Annotated in this window: 13 protein-coding genes; 10 read left to right on the top strand and 3 right to left on the bottom strand. The window is 64.5% G+C overall.

Going from position 1 to position 15,641, the window contains the following annotated elements; all coding sequences use genetic code 11:
• The first annotated feature begins 157 nt into the window (after nt 1-157).
• The 8 genes from AC56KZ_RS12590 (at nt 158) to AC56KZ_RS12555 (ending at nt 8,196) form a co-directional block, all read left to right on the top strand.
• The gene (locus AC56KZ_RS12590) at nt 158-1,336 is read left to right on the top strand and encodes an acetyl-CoA C-acetyltransferase (protein WP_497162516.1); all 1,179 of its coding nucleotides are present in this window, start codon (nt 158-160) and stop codon (nt 1,334-1,336) included.
• Nucleotides 1,337-1,523: 187 nt separating this feature from the next.
• The gene (gene phbB / locus AC56KZ_RS12585; protein ID WP_497162515.1) at nt 1,524-2,264 is read left to right on the top strand and encodes an acetoacetyl-CoA reductase; all 741 of its coding nucleotides are present in this window, start codon (nt 1,524-1,526) and stop codon (nt 2,262-2,264) included.
• 134 nt (nt 2,265-2,398) lie between these two features.
• The gene (locus AC56KZ_RS12580; protein ID WP_497162514.1) at nt 2,399-2,779 is read left to right on the top strand and encodes a DUF2750 domain-containing protein; all 381 of its coding nucleotides are present in this window, start codon (nt 2,399-2,401) and stop codon (nt 2,777-2,779) included.
• A 17-nt stretch (nt 2,780-2,796) separates the two neighbouring features.
• Nucleotides 2,797-4,131: an amino acid deaminase gene (locus tag AC56KZ_RS12575; RefSeq protein WP_497162513.1), complete on the top strand. Its 1,335-nt coding sequence runs from the start codon at nt 2,797-2,799 to the stop codon at nt 4,129-4,131.
• Between the two features lie 70 nt (nt 4,132-4,201).
• Nucleotides 4,202-5,158, top strand: a complete 957-nt coding sequence (gene pip, locus AC56KZ_RS12570) for a prolyl aminopeptidase (RefSeq protein WP_497162512.1) — start codon at nt 4,202-4,204, stop codon at nt 5,156-5,158.
• A 79-nt stretch (nt 5,159-5,237) separates the two neighbouring features.
• The gene (locus AC56KZ_RS12565) at nt 5,238-5,693 is read left to right on the top strand and encodes a DUF2721 domain-containing protein (RefSeq protein ID WP_497162511.1); all 456 of its coding nucleotides are present in this window, start codon (nt 5,238-5,240) and stop codon (nt 5,691-5,693) included.
• Nucleotides 5,694-5,713: 20 nt separating this feature from the next.
• Nucleotides 5,714-6,169 (top strand): hypothetical protein, encoded by a 456-nt coding sequence (locus tag AC56KZ_RS12560; RefSeq protein ID WP_497162510.1) that lies wholly within the window; start codon nt 5,714-5,716, stop codon nt 6,167-6,169.
• Nucleotides 6,169-8,196, top strand: coding sequence for an oxidoreductase (locus tag AC56KZ_RS12555; protein ID WP_497162509.1), 2,028 nt, complete (start codon nt 6,169-6,171; stop codon nt 8,194-8,196). Before AC56KZ_RS12560 ends, AC56KZ_RS12555 begins: the two co-directional genes overlap by 1 nt.
• Nucleotide 8,197: 1 nt before the next feature.
• Here AC56KZ_RS12555 and AC56KZ_RS12550 read toward each other — a convergent pair whose 3' ends face one another.
• On the bottom strand, nt 8,198-9,319 hold the full coding sequence (locus tag AC56KZ_RS12550) for a beta-ketoacyl-ACP synthase III (RefSeq protein WP_497162508.1): 1,122 nt from the start codon (nt 9,317-9,319) through the stop codon (nt 8,198-8,200).
• Between the two features lie 103 nt (nt 9,320-9,422).
• The gene (locus AC56KZ_RS12545) at nt 9,423-10,841 is read right to left on the bottom strand and encodes a S41 family peptidase (RefSeq protein WP_497162507.1); all 1,419 of its coding nucleotides are present in this window, start codon (nt 10,839-10,841) and stop codon (nt 9,423-9,425) included.
• A gap of 333 nt (nt 10,842-11,174) precedes the next feature.
• Between AC56KZ_RS12545 and AC56KZ_RS12540 the strand changes: the two genes are divergently transcribed.
• Nucleotides 11,175-13,229, top strand: coding sequence for a M13 family metallopeptidase (locus tag AC56KZ_RS12540; RefSeq protein ID WP_497162506.1), 2,055 nt, complete (start codon nt 11,175-11,177; stop codon nt 13,227-13,229).
• A 150-nt stretch (nt 13,230-13,379) separates the two neighbouring features.
• On the top strand, nt 13,380-15,452 hold the full coding sequence (locus tag AC56KZ_RS12535; protein WP_497162505.1) for a M13 family metallopeptidase: 2,073 nt from the start codon (nt 13,380-13,382) through the stop codon (nt 15,450-15,452).
• A gap of 73 nt (nt 15,453-15,525) precedes the next feature.
• Here the strand turns inward: AC56KZ_RS12535 and AC56KZ_RS12530 are convergent.
• On the bottom strand, nt 15,526-15,641 hold a 116-nt coding region (locus AC56KZ_RS12530; protein ID WP_497162848.1), incomplete at its 5' end, for an IS3 family transposase.

Genomic DNA, 15,641 nt, shown 5'->3' with positions numbered 1-15,641 from the left:
GGAAACCCTCTGTCAACGCTGCGGAGATACAGGTTGTTTTCTGTGAATAAGCTGATAAGATTGACTTCGCTCAAACGCGCACGTGGGCTCGAAATTACCATGCGGGTTTCTGCCGCACCGCTATCAATCCTGGCCAAGCCAGACACCGGAGACAGCAATGGAAGACGTCGTCATCGTAGCCGCGGGCCGCACCGCGGTCGGCAAATTCGGCGGGTCGCTCGCCAAGATTCCCGCCGCCGAACTGGGCGCGCAGGTAATTCGCCAGTTGCTCGCGCAAACCGGCATCGACCCCGCCAGCATCAGCGAAGTGATCCTCGGCCAGGTGCTCACCGCCGGCGCCGGCCAGAACCCCGCACGCCAGGCCGTCATCAAGGGCGGGCTGCCCGACATGGTGCCGGCCTACACCATCAACAAGGTCTGCGGCAGCGGCCTGAAGGCCACCCACCTGGCGACCCAGGCAATCCGCTGCGGCGACGCCAGCATCGTCATCGCCGGCGGCCAGGAAAACATGAGCGCCTCGCCGCACGTGCTCAATGGCTCGCGCGACGGCTTCCGCATGGGCGACGCAAAACTGGTCGACACCATGATCGTCGACGGCCTGTGGGACGTCTATAACCAGTACCACATGGGCGTCACCGCCGAGAACGTCGCACGCAAGTACGACATCTCGCGCGCCGAGCAGGACGAGTTCGCGCTACAGTCGCAACTGAAGGCAGAGGCTGCGCAAAAGGCGGGCAAATTCAAGGATGAAATCATTCCGATCGAAATCCCCTCGAAAAAGGGCGCCGTCGTGTTCGACACCGACGAATACCCGAAGCTCGGCAGCACCATCGAGGCCCTGTCCAGCCTGCGCCCGGCATTCAACAAGGAAGGCAGCGTCACCGCCGGTAACGCTTCCGGCCTGAACGACGGCGCGGCCGCCGTGATCATGATGAGCGCCTCGAAAGCGCGCGAGCTGGGCCTGACCCCGCTGGCACGCATCAAGGCTTACGCATCGTCGGGCCTGGACCCGACCATCATGGGCATGGGCCCGGTATCGGCCTCGCGCCTGTGCCTGCAAAAGGCCGGCTGGACCCACGACCAGGTCGACCTGATGGAAATTAACGAAGCTTTTGCGGCGCAGGCGCTGGCCGTGAACAAGGAAATGGGCTGGGACACGTCGAAGATCAACGTCAACGGCGGCGCGATCGCCCTCGGCCACCCGATCGGCGCGTCCGGCGCGCGCGTGCTGGTGACCTTGCTGCACGAAATGAAGCGGCGCGACGCCAAGCGCGGCCTGGCCAGCCTGTGCATCGGCGGCGGGATGGGCGTGGCGCTGGCGGTCGAGCGCGACTGAAGAACAAAAGAAAAGCTTTTTTACGCACGTATCGGGGCCTTGAGAAACCGTAGCGAGCGGAAGGAGTGTTGCTCGAGTCACCAAGGTGTCGCGGCTGTACGCATGTACAGCGAGCATCGCAGAGCGATAATCCGACGCGCAGTAGGTTTATCAAGGGCCCAACCACATAAAAACAGAGGAGATGACAATGGCACGAGTAGCACTGGTAACTGGCGGTATGGGTGGGCTGGGCGAAGCAGTTTGCATCAAGCTGGCGGCGCTCGGCTACACGGTCGTCACGACGCATTCGCCGGGCAGCGGCAAGGTGGACAGCTGGCTGGCATCGATGCGCGAGCAGGGCTTCAACTTCAAGGCCTATCCTTGCGACGTGGCCGACTACGAGTCGGCCCAGGCCTGCGTCAAGCAGGTCGAGCAGGAAGTCGGCCCGGTCGATGTGCTGGTAAATAACGCCGGCATCACGCGCGACATGACCTTCAAGAAGATGGACAAGGTTAATTGGGATGCCGTCATCAAGACCAACCTCGACTCCGTCTTCAACATGACCAAGCCGGTCTGCGACGGCATGGTCGAGCGTGGCTGGGGCCGCATCATCAACATCTCGTCGGTCAACGGCCAGAAGGGCGCCTTCGGCCAGACCAACTACTCGGCAGCCAAGGCCGGCATGCACGGCTTCACCAAGGCGCTGGCGCTGGAAGTGGCGCGCAAGGGCGTGACCGTCAACACCATTTCGCCAGGCTATATCGGCACCAAGATGGTGATGGAGATCCCGTCCGAAGTCCTGGAAAGCAAGATCATTCCGCAGATCCCGATGGGACGCCTGGGCAAGCCCGATGAAGTCGCCGGCCTGGTCGCTTACCTGTCGTCGGACGAAGCCGCCTTCGTTACCGGCGCCAACATCGCCATCAACGGCGGCCAGCACATGTCCTGAGGCAGTCTTGCCGCATCCGAAAGCACTGCCGCGGCAGTGCTTTTTTTATGGTGTGCGCCCCTGACACACGCGAACGTCCGGCCCCCGCCGCCGTTTTTTTGTATCCTGAGGGCTGATCCACTTTGATGACGCCCATGACCATCGATTCCAGCGCCGCCGTGCTCCAGCTACCGAAGGAGTTGCGCTACGAGCATTTCATTCGCCGCGTGGCCGACAGCGGCCGGGTATGGGGCCTGTACCGCGACGGCTGGGCCATCGGCAAGACCGACGACGGCGCCCTCGTGTTCCCGATGTGGCCCACGAACGAACTGGCGCAGCAATGCGCGGTGCTCGAATGGGACGGCTATGCGCCGCACGAATTCGACTTGCAGGAGCTGCTCGACGATTTATTGCCGCAGCTGGAAAGCGACAGCATCCTGCCCGGCATCACCTATACGCCCGACGAGTACGGGTTGACCCCGTCGCACGAGCGCTTGCGCAGTGACCTGCGGGCGCGCCAGCGCCAGGGCAATTAACTAGAGAGAAAGGCGCCATGCACACCCTCCCGCACGACGGCCTGGCCCTGGCCTGGCTCGACGAACAGCTGTTGCAGCCCGGCGTCAAAGGCTTGCCGATCACGGAAGCGCTGCGCCAGGGCGCGCTCGGCCTGCAGGGCTGGAACCTGCTGCATGGCGACGCCAGCTTCCCGGTAGCGATCCTGAAAACGTCGAGCCTGCTGCACAACCTGGCCTGGATGCGCAGCTTCTGCGAGCGCCATGGCGTCACGCTCGCGCCGCACGGCAAGACGACGATGAGCCCGCAGTTATTCGCCGCCCAGCTGGCCAACGGGGCCTGGGGCATCACGCTGGCCACCGCTACCCAGGTGCAGGTGGCGCACCGTTTCGGCGTGCGCCGCGTGCTGCTGGCAAACCAGCTGGTGGGACACAGCGACATCCGCTCGGTGCTGGCGCTGCTGCGCGGCGACCCGGATTTCGAGTGCATCGTGCTGGCCGATTCGCTGGCCGGGGTGGCGCGCCTGGCCGATGCCGTCGGCCTGCACCCCTTGGCGCGGCCACTGCCGGTGCTGGTCGAGCTGGGCCTGGCGGGCAAGCGCGCCGGTTGCCGCACGCCTGAGGAAGCGATTACCGTGGCACGCGCCATCGCCGGCGCGCCCGGCTTGCAGCTGGCCGGCTTCGAAGGCTATGAAGGATTACTTGTCTCGGACGACCGCGGCGCCGACCTGCAGGCGGTCGACGCCTTCCTGGCGCAGCTGGTGGCGCTGGTGCAAGGCGCCGACGACGAAGGATTGTTTACGGGCAGCGAAATCATCCTGTCCGCCGGCGGCTCCTCCTATTTCGACCTGGTGGCGCGCCGTTTCGGTCAGGTCGGCAGCGAGGCTGTTGGATTGTCGCGGCCCTTACGCGCGGTGCTGCGCAGCGGCTGCTACCTGACGAGCGACCATGGCACTTATCACCGTCATTTGCAGGAACTCGACGCACGCGAAGGCGCGCGAGCGGGTGGTGGCTTGCGCCCGGCCCTGGAGGTCTGGTCGATGGTGCAGTCGCGCCCGGAACCGACGCTGGCGATCCTGACGATGGGCAAGCGCGACGCCTCCTACGATGCCGACCTGCCGATTCCGCTGGTGTATCACCGTCCCGGCCCCGGCACGCCGCACCGCTTGCCGGACGGCTGCGCGGTCTTCAAGCTCAACGACCAGCACGCCTATTTGCGGCTGCCGGAAGGGCATCCTGTCTGCGCCGACATGAACGTGGGGGACCTGGTCGGCTGCGGCATCTCCCACCCTTGCACCACCTTCGACAAGTGGCCGCTGCTGCTCTGCGTCGACGACGATTACCAGGTGCGCGGGGCGATCAATACCTGCTTCTGAGACCGCCCGCCGCTTCTGAAAGCGTGTGGCGGTAAGCTACAATCCTTGCTCGATCTTCGAGAGAGCCGCCATGCCCGCCACCCCGCCGTCGCTGTTCCCACCGATACAACCTGTCCGCCACGGCATGCTTCCCGTCGACCAACTGCACACGCTCTACTGGGAAGAGGTGGGCAATCCGAACGGCATCCCGGTGGTGTTCCTGCACGGCGGGCCGGGCGCTGGCCTGTCGCCCCAGCACCGGCGTTTCTTCGACCCGCAAGCCTACCGCATCATCCTGTTCGACCAGCGCGGCGCCGGCAAGTCGACGCCGCTGGGCGAATGGCGGAGCAACACGACCCAACTGCTGATCGAGGACATCGAACGCCTGCGCACGCTGTTCGGCATCGACCGCTGGCTCGTCTTCGGCGGCTCCTGGGGCTCGACGCTGGCACTGGCCTACGGCGAGGCGCATCCCGAGCGCTGCCTCGGCTTCGTGCTGCGCGGGATCTTCCTGTGCACGCCCGCCGAAGTCGACTGGTTTCTGCATGGCATCGAGTGGTTTTATCCGGAACTGTACGAGGAATTCGTGGCCCCGATCCCGATCGCCGAACGCGACCAGCTGCTGCAGGCCTACACCCGCCGCCTGCTGAGCGACGATCCCGCCGTGTACTGGCCGGCCGCGCGCGCCTGGAGCCGTTTCGAGGGCCGCCGCGTGTTCCTGCTGCCGCAAGAAGAAGAGCAGCCGTCCGATACGCTCGATCTCGGGGTCGGCCGGCTCGAGGCCCACTACATGGCAAACGGCGCCTTTCTGTCCGAAGACCAGCTGGTGCGCAATATCGGGCGCATCAACCACTTGCCCGCCGTGATCGTGCAGGGCCGCTATGACGTGATCTGTCCGCCGCTGTCGGCGCACCGGCTGCACGCGGCCTGGCCGGGCGCGCAACTGCGCATGGTGCCGGACGCCGGCCACGGCGCACTCGAGCTCGGCATCGCGCGTGCGCTCGTCGGCGCGACCGATGCGTTCAAGCGCTACGGCCGCTTCGATTGATGCCGGCGCCGCGCGATGCCGAAAAGAGCGGCTGCTACACTATGCCTGACACCTATCCAACACCCAACAACGTGTTTTCATGAATATCCAGATTAGCGACATCGGCCACATGATCCAGCTGGCGATCGCGCCCGTCTTCCTGCTGACGGGCGTGGCGACCAAGCTGACGGTGCTGACCAATCGCCTGGCGCGCATCATCGACCGCACCCGGGTGCTGGAAGACCGCCTGCGCATCGCCGCCAACGACGAGTACACCGGGGAGCTCGAAACCCTGTACACGCGTTCGCACCTGATCAACTACGCGATCACCTCGAGCACCTTCTGCGGCCTGCTGGTCTGCCTCGTGATCGCCATGCTGTTCCTGGGCGACAGCGCCAACATCAAGCTCGATCAGTACATCGCCGCCTCCTTCGTGATGGCGATGTTCGGCCTGATCTTCAGCTTCGTTTTTTTCCTGCGCGAGATTTTCATTTCCTCGCGCTTCATGCGCATCCGCCACGGGGCCAGCCTGGCGCCGGGCGAGCGCCGCACTTAACTTCAGAAATCGGGTAACACATGCACGACTACCAGCGCCCTCCCACCCTGCACCGTTACGGCATGCGCGACGAGCTCGAACAGGCGCTCGGCGCCGGCCAGTTCCGGCTGACGCCAAGCAACGGCTTTTTGACCGTGTCGTTCTCGCGCGCCTGGAGCAAGAACCTGTTCGAGGTGCTGGGACCGGCCGACTGCTGCCTCGTGATCCACAACACCGAGCTGTTCGGCGAGCGCCTGCACCGCGCCGTGCAGCGCGCGCTGCCGAACTGGGCCGGCATCGACGGCGCCGTCGAATACGGCAGCCGCTCGCCGCTGGGCGCCGCCTTTACCGGCAGCCGGGCCCAGGCCCAGGAACAGGAGTGGCGCTTCGCCTGGCGCTCGATGTCGCCCAGCGCCAGCCTGAATCCCGTGACGGTACGCATCGGCAGCATCGAGCAGTTCGCGGAATTGCGCGCGCCGGAGAGTTACCTGGTGTGATGACGCCTACTGCCTACCCCCACCTGCTCAGCCCCCTCGACCTCGGCTTCACCACGCTCAAGAACCGCGTGATCATGGGCTCGATGCATACCGGACTCGAAGACCGTTTTTATAACTACGGAAAACTGGCCGCCTTCTACCGCGAACGCGCGGCCGGCGGGGTCGGCCTGATCGTCACCGGCGGCATTTCGCCGAACCGCCAGGGCTGGCTGCTGCCGCTGGGCGGCACCCTGAATGTTATCGGCGACGTGCCGAACCACCGCCGCGTCACCCGCGCCGTCCACGAAGAGGGCGGCAAGATCCTGATGCAGATCCTGCACGCCGGCCGCTACGGTTATCAGCCGTTTGTCGTGTCCGCCTCCGCCGTCAAATCGCCGATCTCGCCGTTCAAGCCGAAGGCGCTCACCGAAAGCGGGATCGAGTCGACCATCGCCGCCTATGTGCGCTGCGCCAAGCTGGCCAAACTCAGTGGTTATGACGGCGTCGAAGTGATGGGCAGCGAGGGGTATTTGCTGAACCAGTTCCTGTGCGCGCGCGTGAACCAGCGCACGGACCGCTGGGGCGGCCCGATCGAGAACCGGATGCGCCTGGCGCTCGAGGTCGTGCGTCGCATCCGCGCCGCCGTCGGCCCGGATTTCATCATCATGTACCGCCACTCGGTGCTCGACCTGGTCGAGGGCGGCAATACCTGGGACGAGGTGATCACGGTGGCGCGCGCGCTCGAGGCGGCCGGCGTGACCATCCTGAATACCGGCTATGGCTGGCACGAGGCGCGCATTCCCACCATCGTCACCTCGGTGCCGCGCGCGGCCTTTGCCAGCGTCGCGGGGAGACTGCGGCGCGAAGTGGGCATCCCGGTAGTGGCCTCGAACCGCATCAACATGCCGTTTGAAGCCGAAGACCTGCTGGCGCGCGGCGACGCCGACATGGTGTCGATGGCGCGCCCCTTCCTGGCCGACGCCGCCTTTGTCGCCAAGGCCGCCGCCGGCCGCGCCGACGAGATCAATACCTGCATCGGCTGCAACCAGGCTTGCCTCGACCACACCTTCGCGAATAAACGCGCCAGCTGCCTGGTCAATCCGCGCGCCTGCCACGAGACCGAACTGGTGTATGCGAAGACGGATAAACCGCGCCGCATCGCCGTGGTCGGCGCCGGGCCGGCCGGGCTGTCGGCCGCCACCGTCGCCGCCGAGCGCGGCCATATGGTGACGCTGTTCGAATCGTCCAGCCAGGTCGGCGGCCAGTTCAACATCGCCATGCAGGTGCCCGGCAAGGAAGAATTCGCCGAAACCATCCGTTATTTCACCCGCAAGCTGGGCAGCACCGGGGTCGACGTGCGGCTCGGCCAGCGCGTCACGCGCGACGCCTTGTTGGCGGAAGGCTTCGACGACGTCATCGTCGCCACCGGGGTGCGGGTGCGCATGCCGGCCATTCCCGGCATCGACCATCCGAAAGTGCTGTCCTATCTCGACGTCCTGCGCGACAAGGTCCATGTCGGCAAGCGGGTGGCGATCATCGGCGCCGGCGGCATCGGCTTCGATACCGGAGAATTCCTGCTGCACGATCCGGCGCACCCGCTGCCGCAGCCGGTCGCCACCTGGACGGCGGAGTGGGGCGTCGACCTGAATGCGACGGTCGAAGGGGGACTGGTGGCCCCACGGCCGGCGCCTCCCTACCGCCAGTTGTACCTGTTGCAGCGTAAAAGCACGCGCCCGGGCGCCGGCCTGGGTAAAACCTCGGGCTGGGTGCACCGGGCGGCCTTGACACGCGGCGGCGTGCAGATGCTGGCGGGGGTGCAGTACGACCGCATCGACGACGCCGGCCTGCACATCACGGTGGGGGGCGAGTCGCGCCTGCTGGAAGTGGACCATGTCGTGGTCTGCGCCGGGCAGGACAGCCTGGACGAGCTGACCGCCGGCGCGGCCAGCGCCACTACCTTCCACAAGATCGGCGGGGCGGTGCTGGCGGCGGAGCTGGATGCGAAGCGGGCGATTCGGGAAGGGGCGGAGCTGGCAGCGCGTTTGTGATTTACTTTTTACGCACCACCACGCAGCCGATCGAATACCCGGCGCCGAACGAGCAGATCACGCCATGCGCGCCGGCCGGCAGGTCGTCCTGGTGGGTGTGGAAGGCGATGATCGAGCCGGCCGACGAGGTGTTGGCATAGGTGTCAAGGATCACCGGCGCTTCGTTCGGTTCGGCATCGCGCCCGAGCAGGGTGCGGGCGATGAGCAGGTTCATGTTCAGGTTGGCCTGGTGCAGCCAGTAGCGCGACACCTGGCCGATCTCGAGCCCGGCTTTTTGCACGGTCTCGCGGATCATTTCGGCGGCCATCGGGCACACTTCCTTGAACACCTTGCGGCCCTGCTGGCGAAACAGCTTGTCGTCCTTGCCGGCGCCGGCTTCGTCAAAACGGTTCATGAAACCGAAATTGTTGCGGATGTTATTCGAAAATTTGGTTTTCAGCTTCGATTCGAGGATCTCGAACTGGTGGTCGCCGACGGCCGTATCGGCCGCTTCGATGACCATCGCGGTACAGGCGTCGCCGAAAATGAAGTGGCTGTCGCGGTCGCGGAAATTCAGGTGGGCGCTGGTGATTTCCGGGTTCAGCACGAGTACCGCGCGCGCCTGGCCGGTCTGCACCGCGGCCATCGCGGTCTGGATGCCGAAGGTGGCCGACGAGCAGGCCACGTTCATGTCGAAGCCATAGCCCTCGATGCCGAGCGCTTCCTGCACCTCGACCGCCATTGCCGGGTAGGGGCGCTGCATGTTCGAGGCGGCGACCAGCACCATGTCGATGTCGGCGGCCACGCGCCCGGCGCGCGCCAGTGCATCGCGCGCCGCGGCCACGCAGATTTCGGCCTGCAGCGACAGTTCGTCGTCGGCGCGCTCGGCGATGCGCGAGGTCATGCGCGTCGGGTCGAGGATGCCTGCCTTTTCCATCACGTAGCGCGACTTGATGCCCGAGGCTTTTTCGATGAAGCCGCTGCTCGACGGTTCGAGGGCGACCACGCTGCCGGCGGCGATCGCCTCGGCATGCTCGGCGTTATACAGCTGGACATAGGCATTGAACGCCGTCACCAGCTCATCGTTCGAGATCGAATGGGGAGGCGTAAACAGGCCGGTGCCGCTGATGACGACAGGTTTCATTTTCAGGACTTTCAAAGACGATGAGGGAACAATCCCCGGTGGATGACGGCGATTCTACACAATTGGCCGGGGCCTGGGAATTGTCGGGAAGGCCATCACCCGCTCAGGGTTGGCGCGCCAGGGCGGGTTCTGCCGGGCGCTTCGACAGCTGTACCGGTTGCCCCTTCAGGTGCCGCAGCGCCTGGGCCAGCTGGAAGTCGCCCGCGCTGCCATAGTCGAGCGGAACGCTGTCGCGCGCGGCGTCGAGCAGGGCGATCTGCTCTTCGATGTCGTCCGGCCGCGTCTTCTTTTCCTGGGCGTTGTCCCCGAGCAGGTGGTGCTGCAGGTCGGCCTCGCGCAGGCGCAGCGCGTTCAGGCCATCGTTATCGACATTTTCGTCGACGGCGACGTCGGGGACGATGCCGCGCGCCTGGATCGAGCGCCCGAGCGGGGTGTAGTAGCGCGCGGTGGTGAGTTTCACCGCTGCGTCGCGCCCGATCGGGCGGATCGTCTGGACCGAGCCCTTGCCGAAAGTCTGGCTGCCGACGATGACGGCGCGCTTGTGGTCCTGGAGCGCGCCGGCGACGATTTCGGAGGCCGAGGCCGAACCGGTATTGACCAGCACCACCAGCGGCAGCGTTTTGAAGATGGCCGGAACGCTGGACAAGGGATCGGGTCCGTTGCGCAGCATGTAGTGCTCGGGCCGGCCATAGTAGCGCCCTCGCGATTCGGGCAATTGCCCATTCGTGGAAACGATTTCCACCCCGTCCGGCAGGAAGGCGGCGGCGACGCCGATCGCGCCCTGCAGCAGGCCGCCGGGATCGTTACGCAGATCGAGCACCAGGCCTTTCAGGTTCGGTTCCTTGCGCGCCAGTTCGGCCAGTTTGGCGGCCATGTCGTCGACCGTCGGCTCCTGGAACTGGGCGATGCGCAGCCAGCCATAACCCGGTTCGACGATTTTCGCCTTGACGCTTTTCTGGACGATTTCCTGGCGCTCGACGGTCAGCACCAGCGGCTGCGGCAGATTCTGGCGTGCGATGGTAAGCGTGACGCGGGTGCCGGGCGTGCCGCGCATGCGCTTGACCGCTTCTTCCAGGCCGAGCCCGCGCACGTCGATGCCCTCGATGCGGGTGATCAAATCTCCCGCGCGGATGCCGGCGCGTTCGGCCGGCGAGTCTTCCATCGGCGTGACGATTTCGATATAGCCCTCGTCGCTCTCGCCGATCTCGATGCCCAGGCCGACGAACTTGCCCTCGGTGCCTTCGCGCAGCTCGCGGTAGGCGGCCGGGTCGAGGTAGGCCGAGTGCGGATCGAGGGCGTCGACCATGCCGCTGATGGCATCGGTCAGGAGCTTGGCGCCCGCCACCGGCTCGACGTAGTCGGACTGGATGATGCCAACCACCTTCGCCAGTTGCTGCAACTGGTCGAGCGGCATGCTCGGCTCGACCGGTTTATAGGCGAGCGCGGAAAACTGCATCGTGACGGCGACGCCGGCGACGACACCGACGGCGAGCAGGCCGGTATTCTTGAGAGTGGAGGCCATAGATCCTGGTGGTGGCGCACGCATGAGATAGCGCGCAACCAGTATAAACCCGAATCGGGCAGCCCCGTGGTGGCGCTGCCGCAAACCGGCGCCACAATCCAGGACGGGTAAATCGGGCTTCCGCCGTTGCGGATAAATTTTTGCAACACTCCCTCTCGACGGATCGGCACGGATCGGGCATGCTTGCAGGATGCCTGCAAGCCGTATTGCGCACGATCAGTCTGTAATGACAAGTGTTCGACGCGGCTGTGGCCAAGTAACAATTCTGTTGGTGCGCATGGGCAAGCGGTTGTGGCCCGGTGCGCGTTTTCTTTCGGCAAACGAGGACTTCCCTTGAAACCTACTCTTCTGAGCACCCTGATCCTGTCCGCGGTGGCGAGCTTCGCCCACGCGGCGGCCCCCGCACCGCAAGCGGCCAAGCCTGGCCAACCGATCTCCGGTATCGACACCCAGTACATCGATCCGTCGGTGCGTCCGCAGGACGATTTCTTCAGCCACCTGAACGGCAAGTGGCTGAAGGCGACCGAGATCCCGGCGGACAAGGCCAGCCACGGCACCTTCATCCAGCTGCGCGACGACAGCCAGACGCAGGTGCGCGCGATCATCGAGGCGGCCCAGAAGGACCCGTCGAAGAAGACCGGCACCGACGTCCAGAAGATCGGCGACCTGTACGCCAGCTTCATGGATGAAGCGCGCCTGGAAACGCTCGGCGTGAAACCGCTGTCGAGCGAGCTGCAGCGCATCCGCACTCTGAAGGACAAGAAGGCGATTCCTGGCCTGGTGGCCCACCTGTCGAAAATCGGCGTGTCGTCGCCGTACGGCATCCGCGTCGGCCAGGATGCGCGCGCCTCCACCAAGTACGCCACCTACATCGGCCAGAGCGGCCTTGGCATGCCGGACCGCGATTACTACCTGAATCTCGACGACAAGAAGATGGCCGATACCCGTACCAAGTACGAGGCGCATGTGGCCAAGGTCCTGACCCTGGCCGGCGAGAAGAACGCCGCCGCCCAGGCCAAAGCCATCGTCGACTTCGAGACCGAACTGGCGAAAGTGCAGTGGACCAAGGTCGAGAACCGCGACCCCGTCAAGCGCTACAACAAGATGAGCGTGGCCGAGCTGGCCGCGCTGGCCCCGGGCTACGACTGGAACGCGGCGCTGGCCGCCGCCGGCGTCGGCAAGAAGCTGGACTACGTCATCGTCGCCCAGCCGAGCTACCTGACCGGTTTCAACGAGGTGCTGGCCAAGACCGACCTGGCGACCCTGAAGTCGTATTTCGAGTGGCACCTGCTGCGCGAATACTCGCCTTACCTGTCGAAAGCCTTTGTCGACGCCAACTTCGCCTTTTACGGCACGGTCCTGACCGGCACCACCGAAAACCGTCCGCGCTGGAAGATCGGCACCTCGCTGGTCGAAGGCGCGCTGGGCGAAGCGGCCGGCCGCCAGTACGTGGCCCAGCATTTCCCGGCCGAGCGCAAGGCGCGCATGGAAGAACTGGTGAAGAACGTCACCGCCGCCTACAAGCAAAGCATCGACGAACTCGACTGGATGACCCCGGCCACCAAGGTCGAAGCCCAGAAGAAACTGGCCAAGTTCGTGCCGAAAGTCGGCTACCCGAACAAGTGGCGCGACTACTCGAAGCTGACCATCCGCAAGGATGACCTGGTGGGCAACGTCAAGCGTGCGTCGGAGTTCGGCTACAACCGCAACATCACCAAGCTGGGCATGCCGATCGACCGCGAAGAGTGGGGCATGACGCCGCAGACGGTCAACGCCTACTACAGCAGCTCGATGAACGAGATCGTGTTCCCGGCCGCGATCCTGCAGCCGCCGTTCTTCGACATGCGCGCCGACGACGCCGTCAACTACGGCGCCATCGGCGCCGTGATCGGCCACGAAATCGGCCACGGCTTCGACGACAAGGGCAGCAAGTCCGACGGCGAAGGCAACCTGCGCGACTGGTGGACCAAGGAAGACCGCGAAGCGTTCCAGAAACGCGCCGACATGCTGGTCAAGCAGTACAACGGCTACAGCCCGCTGCCGGGCTATAACGTCAACGGCGAACTGACCCTCGGCGAAAACATCGGCGACCTGTCCGGCCTGGCGATTGCCTACAAAGCCTACAAGATCTCCTTGAATGGCAAGCCGGCGCCCGTGATCGACGGCCTCACCGGCGACCAGCGCTTCTTCATGGGCTTCGGCCAGGTGTGGCGCTCGAAGATGCGCGAAGCCCAGCAGATCGTGCAAGTGAAAACCGACCCGCACTCGCCGGGCCAGTTCCGCGCCAACGGCACCGTGATGAACCACCCGGCCTTCTACGAAGCCTTCGGCGTGAAAGAAGGCGACAAGATGTATCTGGCGCCGAAAGATCGCGTCAAGATCTGGTAAAGTCGTCGATCGGCTGGACAGAAAGCGTGCGCATGCAGCTGTATGCATGACATGCATATGTCCAGCCGGGGCCTCGCATGCAAGCCGGCGCCATGAGCGCCGGTTTTTCATCTGGTTGACCAAACATAAACGGACAAAAGAGAGAGAGACATGAAAAAACAATATCTGCTGAGCGCACTGACGCTGGCCCTGGTTTCCAGCGTGGCCCAGGCAGCGCCTGCCGCCGGCGCCGCCGGTGCGACCGCGAAGAGTGCCAAGGCGCCCGTGCTGTCGTCCGGCGTCGCCACCGAATACATCGAGCCTTCGGTGCGTCCGCAAGACGACTTCTTCGAATACCTGAACGGCAAATGGTTGAAAAACACCGAGATCCCGGCCGACAAGGCAAGCTGGGGTTCGTTCATGCAGCTGCGCGAAAACACCCTGCCGCGCCTGCGCGGCATCATTGAAAAATCCGCCGCGACCAATGGCGCCGCCGCCACCGACGCCCAGCGTATCGGCGACTTCTACGCCAGCTTCATGGACGAGGCGCGCCTGGAAACCCTGGGCGCCACGCCGCTCCAGGGCGAACTGGCGAAGATCGCGGCAATGAAGGACAAGTCCGAGCTGCCGGCGATGCTGGCGCGCCTGGGCAAGATCGGCGTCGGCGTGCCTTTCGATTTCGCCATCCACCAGGACAACAAGGATTCGACCAAGTACGTGGCCGACATCATGCAGGGCGGCCTGGGCATGCCGGACCGCGACTATTACCTGAAGGCGGACGACGCCAAGCTGGCCGCCACCCGCGCCAAATACCAGCAGCACGTCGAGAAGATGCTGGTGCTGGCCGGCGACCGCAACGCCGCCGCCAACGCCAAAGCGATCGTCGACTTCGAAACCGAGATCGCCCGCGTCCAGTGGACCAAGGTCGAACTGCGCGACCCGGTCAAGGCCTACAACAAGGTCAACCTGGCCGACATGGGCAAGACTGCGCCAGGCTTCGACTGGAAGGCCTGGTTCGATGCCGCCGGCCTGTCGAGCAAGGCCAGTTACGTCATCGTCAGCCAGCCGACCTACCTGAAATCCTTCGTCGAGGTCTCCAACAAGACGCCGCTCGACACCTGGAAGGCTTACCTGTCGCTGCACCTGATCGAATCCTACGCCAGCTTCCTGTCGAAGAAATTCGTCGACGAGCGTTTCGATTTCTACGGCACCACCCTGTCGGGCGTGACGGCAATCGAACCACGCTGGAAGCGCGGCGTGAGCATCGTCGAGCGCACCCAGGGCGAGTCGCTGGGTAAACTCTACGTGGCCGAATACTTCCCGGCCGAGCACAAGGCGCGCATGGAAAAGCTGGTGCAAAACCTGCTGGCCGCCTACAAGCAAAGCATCGACAAGATCGACTGGATGAGCCCGGCAACCAAGAAGGAAGCGCAAGCCAAGCTGGCCAAGTTCACCCCGAAGATCGGCTACCCGAACAAGTGGAAGGATTACTCGGCACTGATTGTCAAGCGTGACGACCTGGTCGGCAACGTGATGCGTTCGCGTGTGGTCGAAGCCGACCGCGAGATCAACAAGCTGGGCAAGCCGATCGACCGCGAAGAGTGGGGCATGACGCCGCAGACCATCAACGCCTATTACAACCCGGAGATGAACGAAATCGTGTTCCCGGCCGCGATCCTGCAGCCGCCGTTCTTCGACGCGAATGCCGACGATGCGGTCAACTACGGCGGCATCGGCGCCGTCATCGGCCACGAAATCAGCCACGGCTTCGACGACCAGGGCGCCCAGTACGACGGCAACGGCAACCTGCGCGACTGGTGGACCGCGGCCGACCACAAGAACTTCAAGGCCAAGGCCACCCAGCTCGTCAAGCAGTACAACGCCTACAGCCCGCTGCCGGGCTACACCGTCAACGGCGAACTGACCCTGGGCGAAAACATCGCCGACAACTCGGGCCTGGCAATCGCGGCGAAGGCCTACCAGCTCTCGCTCAAGGGCAAGAAGGCGCCAGTCATCAATGGCCTCACCGGCGAGCAGCGCCTGTACATGGGCTGGGCCCAGGTCTGGCGCGAAAAGATGCGCGAGCCGGCCCGCATCGCCCAAGTGAAAACCGACCCGCACTCGCCGGGCCAGTTCCGCGCGAATGGCACCCTGATGAACCAGCCGGGCTTCTACGAGACCTTCAAGGTCAAGCCGGGCGACAAGATGTATCTGGCGCCGAAGGATCGCGTGATTATCTGGTAATGCGTCGTTGACATGATAAAAAAACCCCGCCAGTCAGATGAACTGACCCCCTAAAGTTGGACGGTTAAGTTCGCTAGGCGGCCAAGGGCTGGGTTCTGTATTGCACAGGACTCAGCCCTTTTAGTTTCATCTTGATGCGGTCGTGATTGTAGTAGTGGATGTACTTCCTGAGGCCGGTTTGCAGTTCGT

Source organism: Telluria sp. LT2P34 (assembly GCF_059685915.1).
Note: the sequence above shows the minus strand (reverse complement) of the source record. Positions and strands in the feature narration are given on the sequence as shown.